Origin of the sequence: Sphingobacterium sp. GVS05A (genome assembly GCF_019969845.1) — a bacterium.
Taxonomy (GTDB): domain Bacteria; phylum Bacteroidota; class Bacteroidia; order Sphingobacteriales; family Sphingobacteriaceae; genus Sphingobacterium.
Genome location: NZ_JAHXYR010000001.1, coordinates 1,115,159 through 1,129,025 on the forward strand (window position 1 = coordinate 1,115,159; position 13,867 = coordinate 1,129,025).

At 37.7% G+C, this 13,867-nt stretch carries 14 protein-coding genes; 5 read left to right on the forward strand and 9 right to left on the reverse strand.

The features are described from left to right. Positions 1-70 precede the first annotated feature (70 nt). Positions 71-793, reverse strand: a complete 723-nt coding sequence (locus LC454_RS04780; RefSeq protein WP_223580136.1) for an SIMPL domain-containing protein — start codon at positions 791-793, stop codon at positions 71-73. 157 nt (positions 794-950) lie between these two features. Continuing rightward, positions 951-1,457, reverse strand: a complete 507-nt coding sequence (locus LC454_RS04785; protein ID WP_120257900.1) for an RNA polymerase sigma factor — start codon at positions 1,455-1,457, stop codon at positions 951-953. Between the two features lie 372 nt (positions 1,458-1,829). On the opposite strand from LC454_RS04785, the gene LC454_RS04790 reads away from it, so the two are divergent. The 3 genes from LC454_RS04790 (at position 1,830) to LC454_RS04800 (ending at position 5,334) form a co-directional block, all read left to right on the forward strand. Then, entirely contained in the window at positions 1,830-2,528 is a 699-nt protein-coding gene (locus LC454_RS04790) for a hypothetical protein (RefSeq protein WP_223580138.1), read from the forward strand. A gap of 9 nt (positions 2,529-2,537) precedes the next feature. Beyond that, positions 2,538-3,200, forward strand: coding sequence for a response regulator transcription factor (locus LC454_RS04795; RefSeq protein ID WP_223580140.1), 663 nt, complete (start codon positions 2,538-2,540; stop codon positions 3,198-3,200). A gap of 115 nt (positions 3,201-3,315) precedes the next feature. After that, entirely contained in the window at positions 3,316-5,334 is a 2,019-nt protein-coding gene (locus LC454_RS04800) for a glycoside hydrolase family 43 protein (RefSeq protein ID WP_223580177.1), read from the forward strand. A gap of 29 nt (positions 5,335-5,363) precedes the next feature. On the opposite strand, the gene LC454_RS04805 is transcribed toward LC454_RS04800, so the two are convergent. The 3 genes from LC454_RS04805 to LC454_RS04815 all read right to left on the reverse strand — a co-directional run bounded on the left by LC454_RS04805 (position 5,364) and on the right by LC454_RS04815 (position 9,044). Next, a complete protein-coding gene (locus tag LC454_RS04805; protein ID WP_223580142.1) occupies positions 5,364-5,639 on the reverse strand; it encodes a hypothetical protein in 276 nt (91 codons plus the stop codon). Positions 5,640-6,081: 442 nt separating this feature from the next. Next, positions 6,082-8,256, reverse strand: coding sequence for an ATP-binding protein (locus LC454_RS04810; RefSeq protein ID WP_223580143.1), 2,175 nt, complete (start codon positions 8,254-8,256; stop codon positions 6,082-6,084). 170 nt (positions 8,257-8,426) lie between these two features. Next, entirely contained in the window at positions 8,427-9,044 is a 618-nt protein-coding gene (locus LC454_RS04815; RefSeq protein ID WP_223580145.1) for a hypothetical protein, read from the reverse strand. A 217-nt stretch (positions 9,045-9,261) separates the two neighbouring features. Between LC454_RS04815 and LC454_RS04820 the strand changes: the two genes are divergently transcribed. Beyond that, on the forward strand, positions 9,262-10,464 hold the full coding sequence (locus LC454_RS04820) for an NAD(P)/FAD-dependent oxidoreductase (protein WP_223580147.1): 1,203 nt from the start codon (positions 9,262-9,264) through the stop codon (positions 10,462-10,464). Between the two features lie 4 nt (positions 10,465-10,468). Here the strand turns inward: LC454_RS04820 and LC454_RS04825 are convergent, their stop codons facing one another. From LC454_RS04825 to LC454_RS04840, 4 genes are all read right to left on the reverse strand, one after another. Continuing rightward, positions 10,469-11,434, reverse strand: coding sequence for a DNA topoisomerase IB (locus LC454_RS04825; protein WP_223580149.1), 966 nt, complete (start codon positions 11,432-11,434; stop codon positions 10,469-10,471). 112 nt (positions 11,435-11,546) lie between these two features. Continuing rightward, the gene (locus tag LC454_RS04830) at positions 11,547-12,014 is read right to left on the reverse strand and encodes a ferritin-like domain-containing protein (protein ID WP_223580150.1); all 468 of its coding nucleotides are present in this window, start codon (positions 12,012-12,014) and stop codon (positions 11,547-11,549) included. A 210-nt stretch (positions 12,015-12,224) separates the two neighbouring features. Next, entirely contained in the window at positions 12,225-12,416 is a 192-nt protein-coding gene (locus LC454_RS04835) for a hypothetical protein (RefSeq protein ID WP_223580152.1), read from the reverse strand. A gap of 75 nt (positions 12,417-12,491) precedes the next feature. Continuing rightward, entirely contained in the window at positions 12,492-12,992 is a 501-nt protein-coding gene (locus tag LC454_RS04840; protein WP_223580154.1) for an RNA polymerase sigma factor, read from the reverse strand. Positions 12,993-13,394: 402 nt separating this feature from the next. On the opposite strand from LC454_RS04840, the gene LC454_RS04845 reads away from it, so the two are divergent. Beyond that, positions 13,395-13,640 carry a hypothetical protein gene (locus LC454_RS04845; protein ID WP_223580156.1) on the forward strand — a complete coding sequence of 82 codons (246 nt, stop codon included), beginning with the start codon at positions 13,395-13,397 and terminating at the stop codon, positions 13,638-13,640. Positions 13,641-13,867: the final 227 nt, after the last annotated feature.

Here is a 13,867-nt window from a genome sequence, read left to right on the forward strand (position 1 = left end):
GTGCAACTTTTGGGGACATTTTATTATACGCTGGAGTTATTGTATTGTATTGTATTGTATAGCGAGGATGCTATTTTATTTCAAATTCAGTGTAGATTGTTCTTTTAAATTCGAGTACCTCTGGCGCTATTTTAAAACCTTCCCCGCCATAAGCTTTACTAAATGTTTCTAAAGCCATGCCCGTTCTGTTACCGGTAGATTCATTGGAAGCACTGCCATCATTGGAGAGGAACAAGAGTTTACCAATTTTTACTTCAGCTCTCGAAGCTAGCTTTTGTGCAGATTTGAGTGCGTCGTCATAGGCAATCAGGTCAGCTTCTCGTAGAATACTGTCGGCTTTGGAGTGGGCAAATGAAATGGAACCAATTCCGCTTATTTTTGTCTCGAGTAATTTTCCCGTTAATTCAGTGAATTTGGATAAATCATGTAGAACAAAATCGATAGTCTGCTGTGCTTGGTAGCCGACAAATTTAGTCGTATTTCCAATATATTGATAGTCTTTATTGGCTGAGACACTGCTTGTCTTTATATCTTCCTTTTTATTCCCGTATTTACCAAGTATAGCAATGACACTATCTACGGTATTTTGTGTTTCCCTTACAGCGTCCACCATCCTCGGTTTTGTAAATGCCGTATTTATGGTGAGTGTAACCTGATCAGGCATTATCCTAATTTTTCCTTCGCCGCTGACCCGTATCCGGTTTTGATTGTCATTGGAGACTGACTGGCAGGATATCATCAATAGGAAACCACTACTGACAACTAGCGACAATAACTTTATTTTATTTCTCATATATCTATAATTGTTAATCTGTATTTAGTTAGTAACTAATCTAATATACTAAATTAATGGGAGAGCTGCTGTTGACCCAAAAAATCAAATCGGAAATAGGCAAACAAAAAAGCAGGCACGATGAGCGCCTGCTTTACGATATAAAGGGTTGCTATTTTTAATAAATACTCTTAGAGTAGGTTTTAAGTTGCTTTTGTAAGGACTTGCGCGCCATATGGATACGTGTCTTTACAGTTCCTTCAGGTATTTGCAAATGCTCCGCAATTTCATAATATTTGAACCCTTCCAAAAATAACGCAAAAGCATTGTAATAATCCTTTGGTAAATTATTGAGCGCATGCTGAATATCCGATGCTACAAAGTTATTTTCGCCGCGATTGCGGGTAATTTCATTGACATAACCTGTGCTTATATATTCGTTGCGGTAATTTTCCAGTCTCTTATTCCGTGTATACTGGTTAATATATGTATTCTTCATAATGATATATAACCAGGACATGAGCTTAGGATGCTTTATAAACTTTTCTATGGAAGATAATGATCTAACCATAGTTTCTTGTACCAAGTCTTCTCTTTCATCTGGATCACTTGTAAATTGCGCGGCCAAATATTTTAATGTAGGTCTCTTTTCCTTAAACAGTTGATCGATTGTTGTATTTTCCATATTATCAATTTTAAGTGTCTATCAGTGCCAAGGTTACTACAATTAGGGTGCTAGAAAAAAATGATAAAAGTCAATGTTTTTAAATTTAAAATCGCGTTGAGTAATTTTGTTTCTAATGTAATTGATTGAAAATCAGTGTTTATTGTGCTGTGTTTCAATGGTTATACTGTCAGGTTCCAGGAGGAAATTAAAGTGTTTTTTACTTTAACAACAAGTGTTTACCTTATTTAAATCCATTCTTTATCCCGTAGTACCACGTATTTATACGTAGTACTGTAAACTATACAGCCATCTTTTAACGTTTTATCAGTTTTTAAAAACTGTTCGAGTTTGATAATGGTTATTAATCATAGGCACAAAAAGTATAATACTATGGGGAACGAAGACGAAAATTTATATATAGATCAATCACAGCGAAACGAAGAAGGACATGATCTAAATCAGATTTGGGGTGGGAACCAAGAAGAATTTTACAAATCCATTATCCGGAGTCAACAAGAAGATTTCGGGCGTATTGGGCGTTACTTTAGGGATGAACTTGCGCAAGAAGTGTATGGTATGCGTATTTCGCTCCAGAATTTCACCAATAGGCATGGTGATTTTGAAGAGCTACGTTGTTTACGTGATTCATTGACTTCTCTAGTAATCGAGCTGCGTAATAAAGCAACCTTGCTCTATAATCCTATCTTGAATGATCTCGGGATTTTCCATGCGATTGATGAAGTAGTGGCTTCCTATAAACAAAAGTTGAGTTTTACCATAGATATTATTCTCGATCCAAATTTAAAGGAACTTCAGCGTCATATTCAAGTTCGCCTTTTTAAGTTGCTTACAGCACTATTTGAATATCTGAAGGAGGAAATGCCTATTCAGGCAATTTCTATATCTGTGCAGCTCATCGATTTTGCGATCTTTATTAAGGTGTTACCTTATTTTAAAGAAGATAATTCATTACAGATACCCAAACGTGTGGATAGCCCATTGCGTTTAATAAAAATTACAGAGCTTTACAGTGCTCAAATTGTTAGTGACACCCTCGAAGAGGGTATAATTCTTAAATTAACTATTTAAAAAGACGATATGATAAAAATCCTATTGGTAGAAGACCATATGGTGGTGCGCAATGGTATTAAATTGCTTTTAGAATCCCAGGATAGTTTTGAAGTTGTTGGGGAGGCTTCCAATGGTAAGGAAGCGCTAGATTACCTGCAATCGAATCCAGATTCAGTTCCAGATATTATTTTGACGGATATCAGCATGGAGGAAATGGATGGTATAGAGCTTTTGCGGGTCTTATATAAGCAATATGGAAATATAAAAGTCGTCATCCTGTCGATGTTGAACCAGATTAATTATGTCATCGAGGGGTTTGAGTATGGACTTATGGGATATTTGGTGAAAAACATTGGGTATAACGAATTGCTTTTTGCGCTCAATCACATTGCAGCTGGTGGCCGATATATGAGTGAAGAGATCTCCATGTTGCTTTTGGAACATATACGTTCGGGGCAACGTTACGCGCAGCATCCGATAGGGTTACGGGCTGATTTTGAAATTTCCGAACGTGAACTTGAAGTCTTGGGGCTTATCGCTGAAGGGTATACAAATATTGAAATTGCCGATAAGATCTTTTTGAGTAAGCGTACAGTGGAGGGCCACCGTCAAAATTTAATTGATAAAGCGGGTGTGAAAAATACAGCACATTTAGTGAAGTTTGCCTTCGAAAATGGGATATTGAATTAACCCTGATAATAAGAAAAAGATACAAATTGATCTTTCATTGATACAATAACACCTGTGATATAAAAATTATTTGTTCAATTTTACTGTGAACTTAAATTGTATTCAGGTGAAACAGATGAAATTTTATGTATTGCTTTTTATTCTCAATGCGATACATTCGTTGAGCTACGCGACAGGGCATGGTATTTTTGCTCCGTCTCCAACCGATTCTATTGCCAGGTCACTGACATTAGAAAATGGTATTTTTCAGGCGGATCCCACCATATTCTACGATAACGGTTATTACTATTTATATGGTACAAATGGTGATGGCGATAAACAGTTAGGCTTTAAAGTATATCGGTCTCAAGACTTGAAAAAGTGGGAAGGACCCATTGGTGCAAAAGCCGGATTTGCATTGGTAAAAGAACATGTATTTGGAACCAAAGGATTTTGGGCACCCCAAGTCTGGTCGGAGCAAGGCAAATTTTACATGGCTTATACGGCTGATGAGCAAATTGCCATCGCTATCAGTGATTCTCCGATGGGTCCTTTTAAACAGGACATTGCCAGAACGCTTATTGATGATGGAAAGCAGATTGACCCCTATGTTTTTAGGGACAGCGATGGTAAAAAATATTTGTTTCATGTGAGACTGGTTGAAGGAAATCGCATATTCGTTGCTGAATTAAAAGATGATTATTCAGGAATCAAAAAAGAAACATTAAAAGAATGTTTGCATGCAGAACAAGCTTGGGAGAATACTGCTGGTTCAACATGGTCAATCATTGAGGGACCTACTGTGGTAAAGCAAGGAAATCATTATTATATGTTTTATTCAGCCAATGATTTTAGAAATAAAGACTATGCCGTAGGTGTTGCAGTAGCAGACAATGTGTATGGTCCCTGGAAAAAAATTGAAACAAATCCTTTATTGAGCCAGCATACAAGTGGGTTTGCGGGTACTGGCCATGGTGATTTATTTCAAAAAGGACAGCAATGGTATTATATATGTCATACGCATTATTCTGATGCTCAAGTTGCTCCAAGGCGTACAGCAATCGCACCTGTTGATTTTGCTTCTGATAGACAAAGCAGTATCGCAATTCCCAAATTTGACTATTCCAAGTTCAGGTTGCTTGAACTTTTCAACAAATCTGATGAGCCTATTGATGTCGCTTTTGGTGACCCCTTTATTCTATATGATCAACCTACGGATCTATATTATCTATACGGAACGGGAGGCACAGAAAATGGGTTTATGGCATACAGTTCTAAAGATCTAAGGCATTGGAAGGAAGCTGGGAAAGTGTATGATGGCAAACAGGCCAAAGGATGGGGGATCAAGGACTTTTGGGCGCCAGAGGTGTACGCCATCAATAATAAATACTATATGTATTATAGTGCGCACTGGAAGGAAAACCCTAGAAATAAACTGGAGAATTATCGTATTGGTGTTGCCGTAGCGGATAGTCCTTTGGGACCATTTATAGATTTGACAGGTAAACCATTATTTGACCCTGGATATCCTATTATTGATGCGAATGTCTTTCGGGATGTCGACAATAGAAATTATTTATTTTATTCGCGTTGCTGCTATGAACATCCCGTTGCCTCCGAAATTGCCGATTGGGCCAAGTCTAAATGGGGGTACAATACTATTGAGGAAAGCTGGGTTTATGGTATCGAGCTTGACAGTAGTATGCAGCACGTGATTGGAAAGCCGGTACTTTTAATACGTCCTCCTGCGCGCATGAGTGATTCACAATCGGAATGGGAAAGCCGGTCGGTGTTTTCTGGCGAAATTAACAGAAGGTGGACAGAGGGATCCTTCTTAATCCACGCAAAAGGACAATATTATATGATGTATTCTGCAAATTATTTTGCAGGAGCAAATTATGCTGTTGGTTATGCTACCGCTAAATCGCCGTTGGGAAGCTATGAAAAATCACAAACGAATCCGATTATTGAAAAAAATACGGATAGAGGAGGGATCGTGTCAGGTACAGGACATAACAGCATCTTTAGAGACCGCGAAGGTAAACTTCGATGTGTCTACCATGGACGAACAACAAAAACCGGAGATAAACGGATGGTATTTATCCGTGACATCAATTTTAGCCAAAACAATCAGCTACGAGTTCTTACAGATTGACCTTAGCGGTTAATCTGTATTTTTTTGGGTTAACTGCTTTTTTCTTCTCCACCTGACTTTTTATCAATTTGATGTAGCCTATCGCTGCTGTCATTGTCTTCATCTTGATGATCGCACCTAAGTTCCCCTTCGGTAAGTGTATTCGTTTTTTCGAGGTCCTCTATTGACGTTTTCATGGCGCTAGTAGCATTTAGAGCAGGAATATGGCTTTCCGTAAAGAGACATTTACGATACCATCTATTGCTGAAATAATATAAAATAATCAAACCTTGTTTCACTATCGAATGCTGTAATGTCTTTTCCATTGTTTTGATGATTGAATACAATTGCTATATCGTTTATAACTATACCTTTATTAAAGGAACAATTACAAAGGGCAATTGGTTTAAATTAATACAATTCAAACGACTTCTGCATGACGAGAGTTCTATAGATGTCGGATCAACAAAATAGATTATGATGAAGGTACCTGATGTTTTAAATTTTATAATAATAGCTCTAGTAACACAACCATCGGAACAAACGGAAGCCTTAAATACTGGGAATTCAAATGAATGGTATGCCGAACCAGGTATTTGGCTTTTTATTCTCATTTTTATTTTTGTGATAACCCTGGTTGTTTACCGAAAATTAACGAAGAAGAACTAGTATTGATCTTTTTGGGCAGAACTCCAACGCGTCAATCATCAGCAATATGATTAGCTCAGGAGCGATTTATAGCAGTAATATTCTCCGAAGCTACGTAATTCAATCATTGAGCATATGATCCGGAAAAGGTGCCACAATAGGGAAATATAGGTGGACTGTTGTTCCTAAACCAACTCTGGACTCGATCTCTATTGTACCTCCCAAACGTTCCATGACGCGTTTAACAAGGGATAGTCCGATACCTGTACCTGGAATACCTGAGACGTTGTCAGCACGGGAAAACATTTCATAGATATGTGGCAGATGCTCCTCAGGGATGCCTATACCATTATCCTTGATGCAATAATAAGTCATATCGTTCTGATTTGTACTTTCAATTTTAATAGTAGGTTTGTCCGATTGAGCAGAATATTTGATCGCGTTAACAATAAGATTGGTAAAGATCTGGTACACGGCACTCTTTTCGCCCCAAATCGGTAGTAATTGCCCAAAATAGGACTGACAATCAGGTGTATTATAAAGGGTTTTGTTTTCCTGGAAAATACGCTGCAGTGTGTAAGCCATGGGGAGTGGTTCTTTGTCCAAAAGGCTCGCACGGTGTTGACTCAATTGGACCATATTGTTGATGATGTCTTCGATATTGGAAATACTCCTGCTGAAATTTTGATACCATTTGTTAGTTTTTGAAAGATCAATATCGTCGGAATGTTGCTGTAGAAATTGTATACCCATTTTTAAGATTGACAAGGGGTTCTTCAGATCGTGCGATAGGGTATAAGTAAACATTTCTAATTCATTGTTCAGGCTCAACAGTTCTTCGTTGAGTAACTGTCTTTCTCTGAGCTTTCTAAATATAGATTCTTTGATAATCTGGTTCAATCGCAGCACAAAATTGATTTCAGCATCGTTCCATGGCTTTGCCACATCGTAACGAACATCCTCCCAGACCTCCAAATAATCCGGCTTTCGACCGTATTTTTGATCCTGCCGGATTTGCATGACACGACTTTGGCTTGCTTTTCTGAACCATACAAGGTAATAATCACTTTCTATGCCGACCTTGAGGTACATCAGACCCGCAAAATTCAATTTTTCTTTAAAATGATTCTGATGATTTAATGTAAAATTGTAATCCTTGAATAAAGCTTTATCACTATGCGTTTGCAGGAATTGAATGATTTCATAAAACAGTGTTTTATGTGGTGTATGCCCATGGTTAAATACATCACCCTGATTAAATATAGACAAACCGTCCGCATTGACCAATTGCATGAGGGTATCTATGTGCTGAACCAAAGCACAATTCACCATTTTATTCTCAGATAGGCTTTTTTTTAGTTCTACTTCTGCGCTATTAAGGAGCTCTGTTCTTTCAAGTAGATTCTGTTTAACATGGCTTTCATATTTGTTGGTAGCGGCTTGAATAGCAAAAGTACAAAGTTTCCGTTGTTGCAGATCTATCACTTTTTCTTCTGCGTGCTGAGCTACAACTAGCCCCCAAAATTCGTCATCTATACAAATACGGAAAAATAAGGCGCTCTGAACATTGATCTTTTCCAGAAAAAGACGATGGAGATGGGGAAGTGGGCAGAGCAAACTGGAGAGTGTATCAATGCTGTCTTCTATATAAACAAAATTCTGGTCATTTTTTTTAACATTAGGGATATAACGATACGAATAGTTACTATAATATTCCATTGCCTCTTTGGGCATGAAGTCTTTAGAAAATTCTTTCCCTCTAAAATAAGGTTTGCCATCAGAAGTATGTTCGGCAATCACTTCGCTATATCCAGTTTCTTGAATCTGAAGAACAAAAACACGATCGTAATTCAATAATCTATTGATAGCCAAACAAACCCGATCCCAGTTATTAGGTTGGATGGTGTCAAGTAAGAAGTTGAATTCGTTTATCTTTCTTGCGGATATATATTTTTTGTGTTGTTGCTCCCATTCAATATAAAAATGGCCCTGGTATATTTTAAGTTTAAAATAGACACGTTCTTGGAATATTTTAATAGGTAAAATATGCCGCGATTGTCCATTTTCCCGTAGCTCGCTCAAGGCCGTCGCAATTTTTTGAATAGCATCACCAAAGGCTACAGCGAAACTTTCAAAAAAGTTAGTTCCCAATAGTGTGGAAGTAGAAAGGGCAGCTTTTTCAGCTGCAAACTCACTCAAAGCCACAATAGTAAATTGTTCATCCAAAACAACAAGACTACCAAAATGCTGAAGATTGATCGTATTTTGATTGTTAGATTGAAAAGCAGTATTCATACGTAACGCAAAAACTCCTTATGATATAGCTTAAATATACGAAAAAAATTAACACTATTTGAATGTAATTTATATCAAATAGGATATTCTTACTAGATGCATTTCGGTATTTGAAATTACTAGCCTTAAAGGAAATATATTGTATTTTTCCTTCCTCCGCTATGTTCGTTTTATTTCTGTTCCCCGCGGATATGGTTTGCAAGACCTTTGACGAGCAGTTTCCACTGCGGATAAGATGCACCTATTTTAGCAGCCATCCCAATGATTAAGTTTCTGATATTGTCTCCAAGGCTATGGTTTTCCACGTTGATAATCTCGTTTCGTCCCGCATACTGAATTAAAATGCTGTTGCGTCGTTGTTCTACGAGAAAGGTAGAGGAGGAGACCCCTTCAAAAAAGTGGGCGGTATCTTTATTTTCCGGATGTTGTGGGTCTGGGCAAGGTTTTAGGGTTAAGGCATATAGTTTATATTCGGCCGTTGAATCTTGGATGATGTTAACGACATTGACCCAGTCATATCCGGCACTGCTGGGAAGGCCTGGTCCAGGGATATTTAGCCTTATATAGTCATGTAGCGCCAATGGGCGGTCAATAGGCAGTCCAGCACCGTTCGTTAATTGAAAAGTCGTCGCTGGAATTGTGGCTAGCTCATACCAATGATTGACATCCGAGAGGCTGGAACATGCAGAATCAAAGGCTAGGTCAGCCATTGCCGTACTCTCAAAATCAATGGATTCGAAGCAATCCAGTTTCTTTCCTTCTTTCTGTTCAGGAATAATATTTTTCATGCCTTTTTGATAAAGAACATTATTCGATTCAATTTGGTTTGATGCGAACAATTGTAAATTTATCTATTGGCAAGATCTTCTTCTGACAAAGCCAAATCTACGAAGTGCCTATGGTGTGTCATGACGCGTTGGAATAAGCTAAATGGAAGGTCAGAAAACAGCAATCCAAACTTTTCCTTTCGTATTTGGTTATTAGGGCATTTACTTATCACTTATTATGGATTTAAAATCTAATGAACCTTTTTGGTTGATAAAAAATGGGCTTTTGGCGACTTATCCTTCCCTACATCAGGACAAAACCTGCGATATTTTAATTGTTGGTGGCGGAATCACGGGCGCCCTCATTGCCCATCAATGTATGGCGATGGGAAAGAACTGTGTGCTTATTGATAAACGGGAGATCGCTAATGGAAGCTCAGCAGCAACAACCTCCATGTTGCAATATGAGATTGATACACCGCTCTATGAGTTAAAGAAACTAATCGGTGAAGAGGGGGCTATTGCTAGTTATAAGGCCTGTAGTAAAGCAATAGATGACATTGCTTTACTTACACGGAAAATCAAATCTAAAGCCGGTTTTCGTACGAAGGAATCCTTATATTATGCCGCACGTAAAAAGGATCTTCCATGGCTAAAACAGGAATTTAATGCGCGGGAATCTGCAGGATTTGCCGTCAACTGGCTATCTGCGGACGAAATTCAAACGCAATATGGGCTAGCGAATGCGTATGGTGGGATACTTTCCGGACAGGGCGCTAGTATGGATGCTTTTTGCTTTACTCATGAACTATTGGTTTATAATGTAAAAGCGGGATTGGAGGTATTTGATAAGACGGAACTTGTCTCTGTTAAAAGGAATGGGCAGAGCACCGTGGTCACAGTATCTACAGGCGCAATGATCCGCACAAAAAAAATTATATATTGTACAGGCTATGAGACCGCTTCGGTCATTCCCGAGAAGTTTGTGGACTTGTTAAGTACCTTCGCAATTGTCTCCGAAGTGGACTCTGCATTGTATCAACAGTACAAAGACGTTTTGATCTGGAACACTTCCGACCCTTACCTTTATATGCGAACGACCGATGACGGTCGATTTTTGATCGGGGGGGAGGATGAGGAGTTTCGCGATCCACAGAAGCGAGATGCCTTAATTGCCAAAAAGTCGGATAAACTAGGAAAGTCTTTCCAGAAGATCTTCAGTAAACCTTTTATTGCAGATTTTAGCTGGGCTGGAACTTTTGGGGTAACCAAAGATGGCCTGCCGTATATTGGTGAACATAAGGCGTTTAAAAATAGCTATTTTGTCTGTGGTTTTGGTGGCAATGGGATTACATTTTCTGTCACTGCAATGGAAATGGTAACCTTTTGGTTAGAAAATAGAAAGCACCCCCTGTCCGAATGGTTTAGGTTTGAGCGATAGCGGATTAGCTATATTTTAACAGGAAACGAAACAGTTTATTTTCTAGCTTGCTGAGCGTTAGTTTTTCCTTGATAAATGGAAATCTTCCTTCCATGAATGTCGTTTGTATAGCAGGATGGATATAATAATTTTGAGAAACTGTTTTGGTATTGCCCAGCTGCTTGGCGACTGTCTTTATAACCGCATTCAGCTGCTTTTTTCGTGCATTTAAATCATCCCCTTGCTTTGTTTGGGATAAAAGGTTGAACGCTTCGCGGCTGGCGCCCCAGATACGGATATCTTTACAGCTGATCTGGCCGGGACAATGATCCCGTAGATAAGCATTGAATATGCGACCACAAAATCTACTTTCACAAGATGTTTTATCAAGCTGAAAAAGCTTTTTCCCTTTAAACTGGAGTAGTTCGCACAGTAATTTCGCTTGCTGTTTGTCTTTCCATGATTTTTCCTGAAAGACACCCTTTTTACCTTTATAGGCTAATATGATCGTATTGTCGGTTATTTTTACATGTCTTTTTTCGAGTGTACTGAGCCCATAAGATTTATTTTCTAAGGTATAACGCTTGTTTCCAATCCGTACAAGCGAGCTATCCATTATCTTAAAGGCAATTGCACATAGTTTTTCCATATCCCAGTCCTGATGTTTCAAATGTCGGGAGGTTATTTTTCTGAGATCTTGCAGATACTGTCCCATATAAAGAATATGCCTAAATTTCTCTGTCTGTTTTTGCTGAACAAATTTGCGATGATAGATGTATTGTTTACGGTCCTTCTGGTCAAAACCATAAGCTTGTAGATCACTCCCCGCATTTTTTGAAATCCAGACAGCTTTCCAGTTTGGCGGAATAACCAAATGATTTATTCTGTCTAATACCTTAGTATCGGTAATCGCTTTACCTGAGTCATCAAAGTATTTAAAGCTTTGTTTAACTTTACGTCTTGTGTATCCTTTAGTATTTATTATCTTCATAAAGGTTGCTTTAAAGCTTAATATGCTGTATTTTATTTTTTTAATGGCATAAAAAGATCCTCATTTATTGAGATAATAAGGATCTTAGGTCTTCGGATAAAAGCAAGATTAATTAAGATGCATTATCCCGTAATGTTTTGATGTATCCATGCGCTTCAAGTTGTATAGCGAGCTGTTTTTCAATCAGAAGTAATAGATCGTGTGTAATTTCCCAATCTTGATTGTCAACAACATCTTTATAGGTTTTTTTAAAAGCATCTTCGCCTTGTTCACAACTTGATAATAAACTTCTTTCGTCGTTTCCTGAAATGACAGATTTGATATCCATCCATATCCTAAAGAGTTTGCCACTGACCATTGTACCCTCGGTAGCCGCCTGAGCTTGTTGCTCCAAATACGGTTTGAGCTCCTCAATAAATTGTTCGGATTGACTCATGTATTCAACAAAGATGCCATTTAAGCTTTCTATATGGAGTCGTGTTGCGATTTCAATTGCTTTTTTATACCCGGCAATACGATCATTATTGATTTGTATCAAGTCATTGATTAATGTACTATCATTGATTGTTATCGTTTCCATGTCGTATGATTTTTATGTGATTAAATTATCTTTCCATCTAAGAACTGATGCAGAAACTTTTCCGTTGGAAAAAAAAGAAGGACAGGTATTTATACCCTGTTGATTAATGGGCAAAATGCGGAGCTACGATCTATCAATCAGTTGGGGGATTGCACAGACGAAAAAGAGATCACTTTATTCAGTTAAAGTGATCTCTATTTTGCATGTATTTTATTTTGTTTTATTTAAAGAAGCAGGTTTCTTTTCCTCTTCCATATTGCCCTTAGTTTGTTTTTTATTTGTTGCTGTGGTTGTAGCTGACAGAACGATTGCCTTGTTGTTTCCCTTTCCGATAGGACCACCACAAATAATCAGCAAAACCGGCATATAGTGCTGATCGAATTTTATGATTTTAGACTTCATATAGCTGTTTTTTAGTGTACTGTCAAATTTTGTGAAGGACTTGTTTTATGTTAACAATAAAAATGATATTTGGTTTTATTTAAGTTGATATACTTTCAACTGCTTTTGTAATTTCTTACGTGTCATATGTATTCTCGTCTTTATTGTTCCTTCTGGCATCCCAAAATAGGAAGCAATTTCATGATATTTGTAACCTTCCAGGAATAACTGAAAGATTTGGTAATTTTCCTCAGAAAGATTGCACATTGCCTTTTCGATATCGTCTGATACGAACTTGTTTTCACCTTTATTCGATTCAGTTGTATTGTAAGCTTCGAGGCCAATGTAGGTTTCATGAATGTCATTCGTTCGCTTGGCTTTGCGATACTGATTAATGTAAACATTCTTCATGATCACGTACAACCAGGACATTAATTTGGGATGCTTAATAAAGTCATCGATTGACTTCAATGCGCGAATAAGTGTTTCCTGAATCAAGTCCTCCTTTTCGTCAGGATCGGTAGTGAATTTTCCCGCGAAATGTTTCAATAAGCTTCTTTTTTCTTCGACCAGCAAGTTTAAATTGGAATTGTTCATGATATCTTTCGTTTATTAAAATGATTGATTTTCTTGACCAAACAGGCGCAATTAGGGTGCTAGATTTTGCTATAATTGTGCTGTTAATGTTTGTTTAAACAGTTAACTGCGGAAAATACGTATGGCCGCATTTTGATGCTTTGTAGCTGAAACGCTACAATAGAGGCTAGTTTATTCGAAAAATTAAGCCTTAATGACTCCCTGTCCAAACTTTTTTCTTGCAGGTCAATAGGGTATTTATTCCCCTAAAAAATGTCCTAATTACGGGTCTCGATAATAAAAATTTAATCAGGTAAACTGTCTGTCTTTGTAGGCAATTGGAACAGTTTTTCATTTTTTATTGAACTAAAGATTCTTGAACAGGGTTATTTTATAAAGATTAGCAAACAAAAATAATTACATATGAAAAAATTAAAGAAACTAATACCTATGATTGCAATTGTACTATTAGGTAGTACAGTCTTGTTTTCCTGTAAAAATTCCTCTAAAAATAATAAGGAGGGAAGCGGACAATCGGATAATATCGCCCCGAGTGATGCCGATGAAACAAGATATAACTTGAGTGAGCAGCAAAAGATGAGCATGCAGAAGGATACCACCTTATTGGACTCCACACAAAAGGATAGTTCAACGGATGTCAAACATTAGACATGTTATCAGCGCATTGATAGGAAACCGTTAATAAAAAACTCCCTTTACGAAGGGAGTTTTTTATTAACGGTTTCGCGTCATCTTGATCTGTTTTTTCGGGAGTGTAACACCAACTGTGTCATAGGATTAAAACTTAAAAACCTCTTTCGAGTTTGAGTCTATCCCCAAATCTAATATAAAGTTGGGATATGGTCAAGCCCCAGTTATGCATTGGCATCGTCCAT

Excerpts from the sequence above, each read along its gene's own strand:
- LC454_RS04780 (WP_223580136.1), bottom strand. The coding sequence starts at position 793 with ATGAGAAATAAAATAAAGTTATTGTCGCTAGTTGTCAGTAGTGGTTTC.
- LC454_RS04785 (WP_120257900.1), bottom strand. The coding sequence starts at position 1,457 with ATGGAAAATACAACAATCGATCAACTGTTTAAGGAAAAGAGACCTACA.
- LC454_RS04790 (WP_223580138.1), top strand. The coding sequence starts at position 1,830 with ATGGGGAACGAAGACGAAAATTTATATATAGATCAATCACAGCGAAAC.
- LC454_RS04795 (WP_223580140.1), top strand. The coding sequence starts at position 2,538 with ATGATAAAAATCCTATTGGTAGAAGACCATATGGTGGTGCGCAATGGT.
- LC454_RS04800 (WP_223580177.1), top strand. The coding sequence starts at position 3,316 with ATGAAATTTTATGTATTGCTTTTTATTCTCAATGCGATACATTCGTTG.
- LC454_RS04805 (WP_223580142.1), bottom strand. The coding sequence starts at position 5,639 with ATGGAAAAGACATTACAGCATTCGATAGTGAAACAAGGTTTGATTATT.
- LC454_RS04810 (WP_223580143.1), bottom strand. The coding sequence starts at position 8,256 with ATGAATACTGCTTTTCAATCTAACAATCAAAATACGATCAATCTTCAG.
- LC454_RS04815 (WP_223580145.1), bottom strand. The coding sequence starts at position 9,044 with ATGAAAAATATTATTCCTGAACAGAAAGAAGGAAAGAAACTGGATTGC.
- LC454_RS04820 (WP_223580147.1), top strand. The coding sequence starts at position 9,262 with ATGGATTTAAAATCTAATGAACCTTTTTGGTTGATAAAAAATGGGCTT.
- LC454_RS04825 (WP_223580149.1), bottom strand. The coding sequence starts at position 11,434 with ATGAAGATAATAAATACTAAAGGATACACAAGACGTAAAGTTAAACAA.
- LC454_RS04830 (WP_223580150.1), bottom strand. The coding sequence starts at position 12,014 with ATGGAAACGATAACAATCAATGATAGTACATTAATCAATGACTTGATA.
- LC454_RS04835 (WP_223580152.1), bottom strand. The coding sequence starts at position 12,416 with ATGAAGTCTAAAATCATAAAATTCGATCAGCACTATATGCCGGTTTTG.
- LC454_RS04840 (WP_223580154.1), bottom strand. The coding sequence starts at position 12,992 with ATGAACAATTCCAATTTAAACTTGCTGGTCGAAGAAAAAAGAAGCTTA.
- LC454_RS04845 (WP_223580156.1), top strand. The coding sequence starts at position 13,395 with ATGAAAAAATTAAAGAAACTAATACCTATGATTGCAATTGTACTATTA.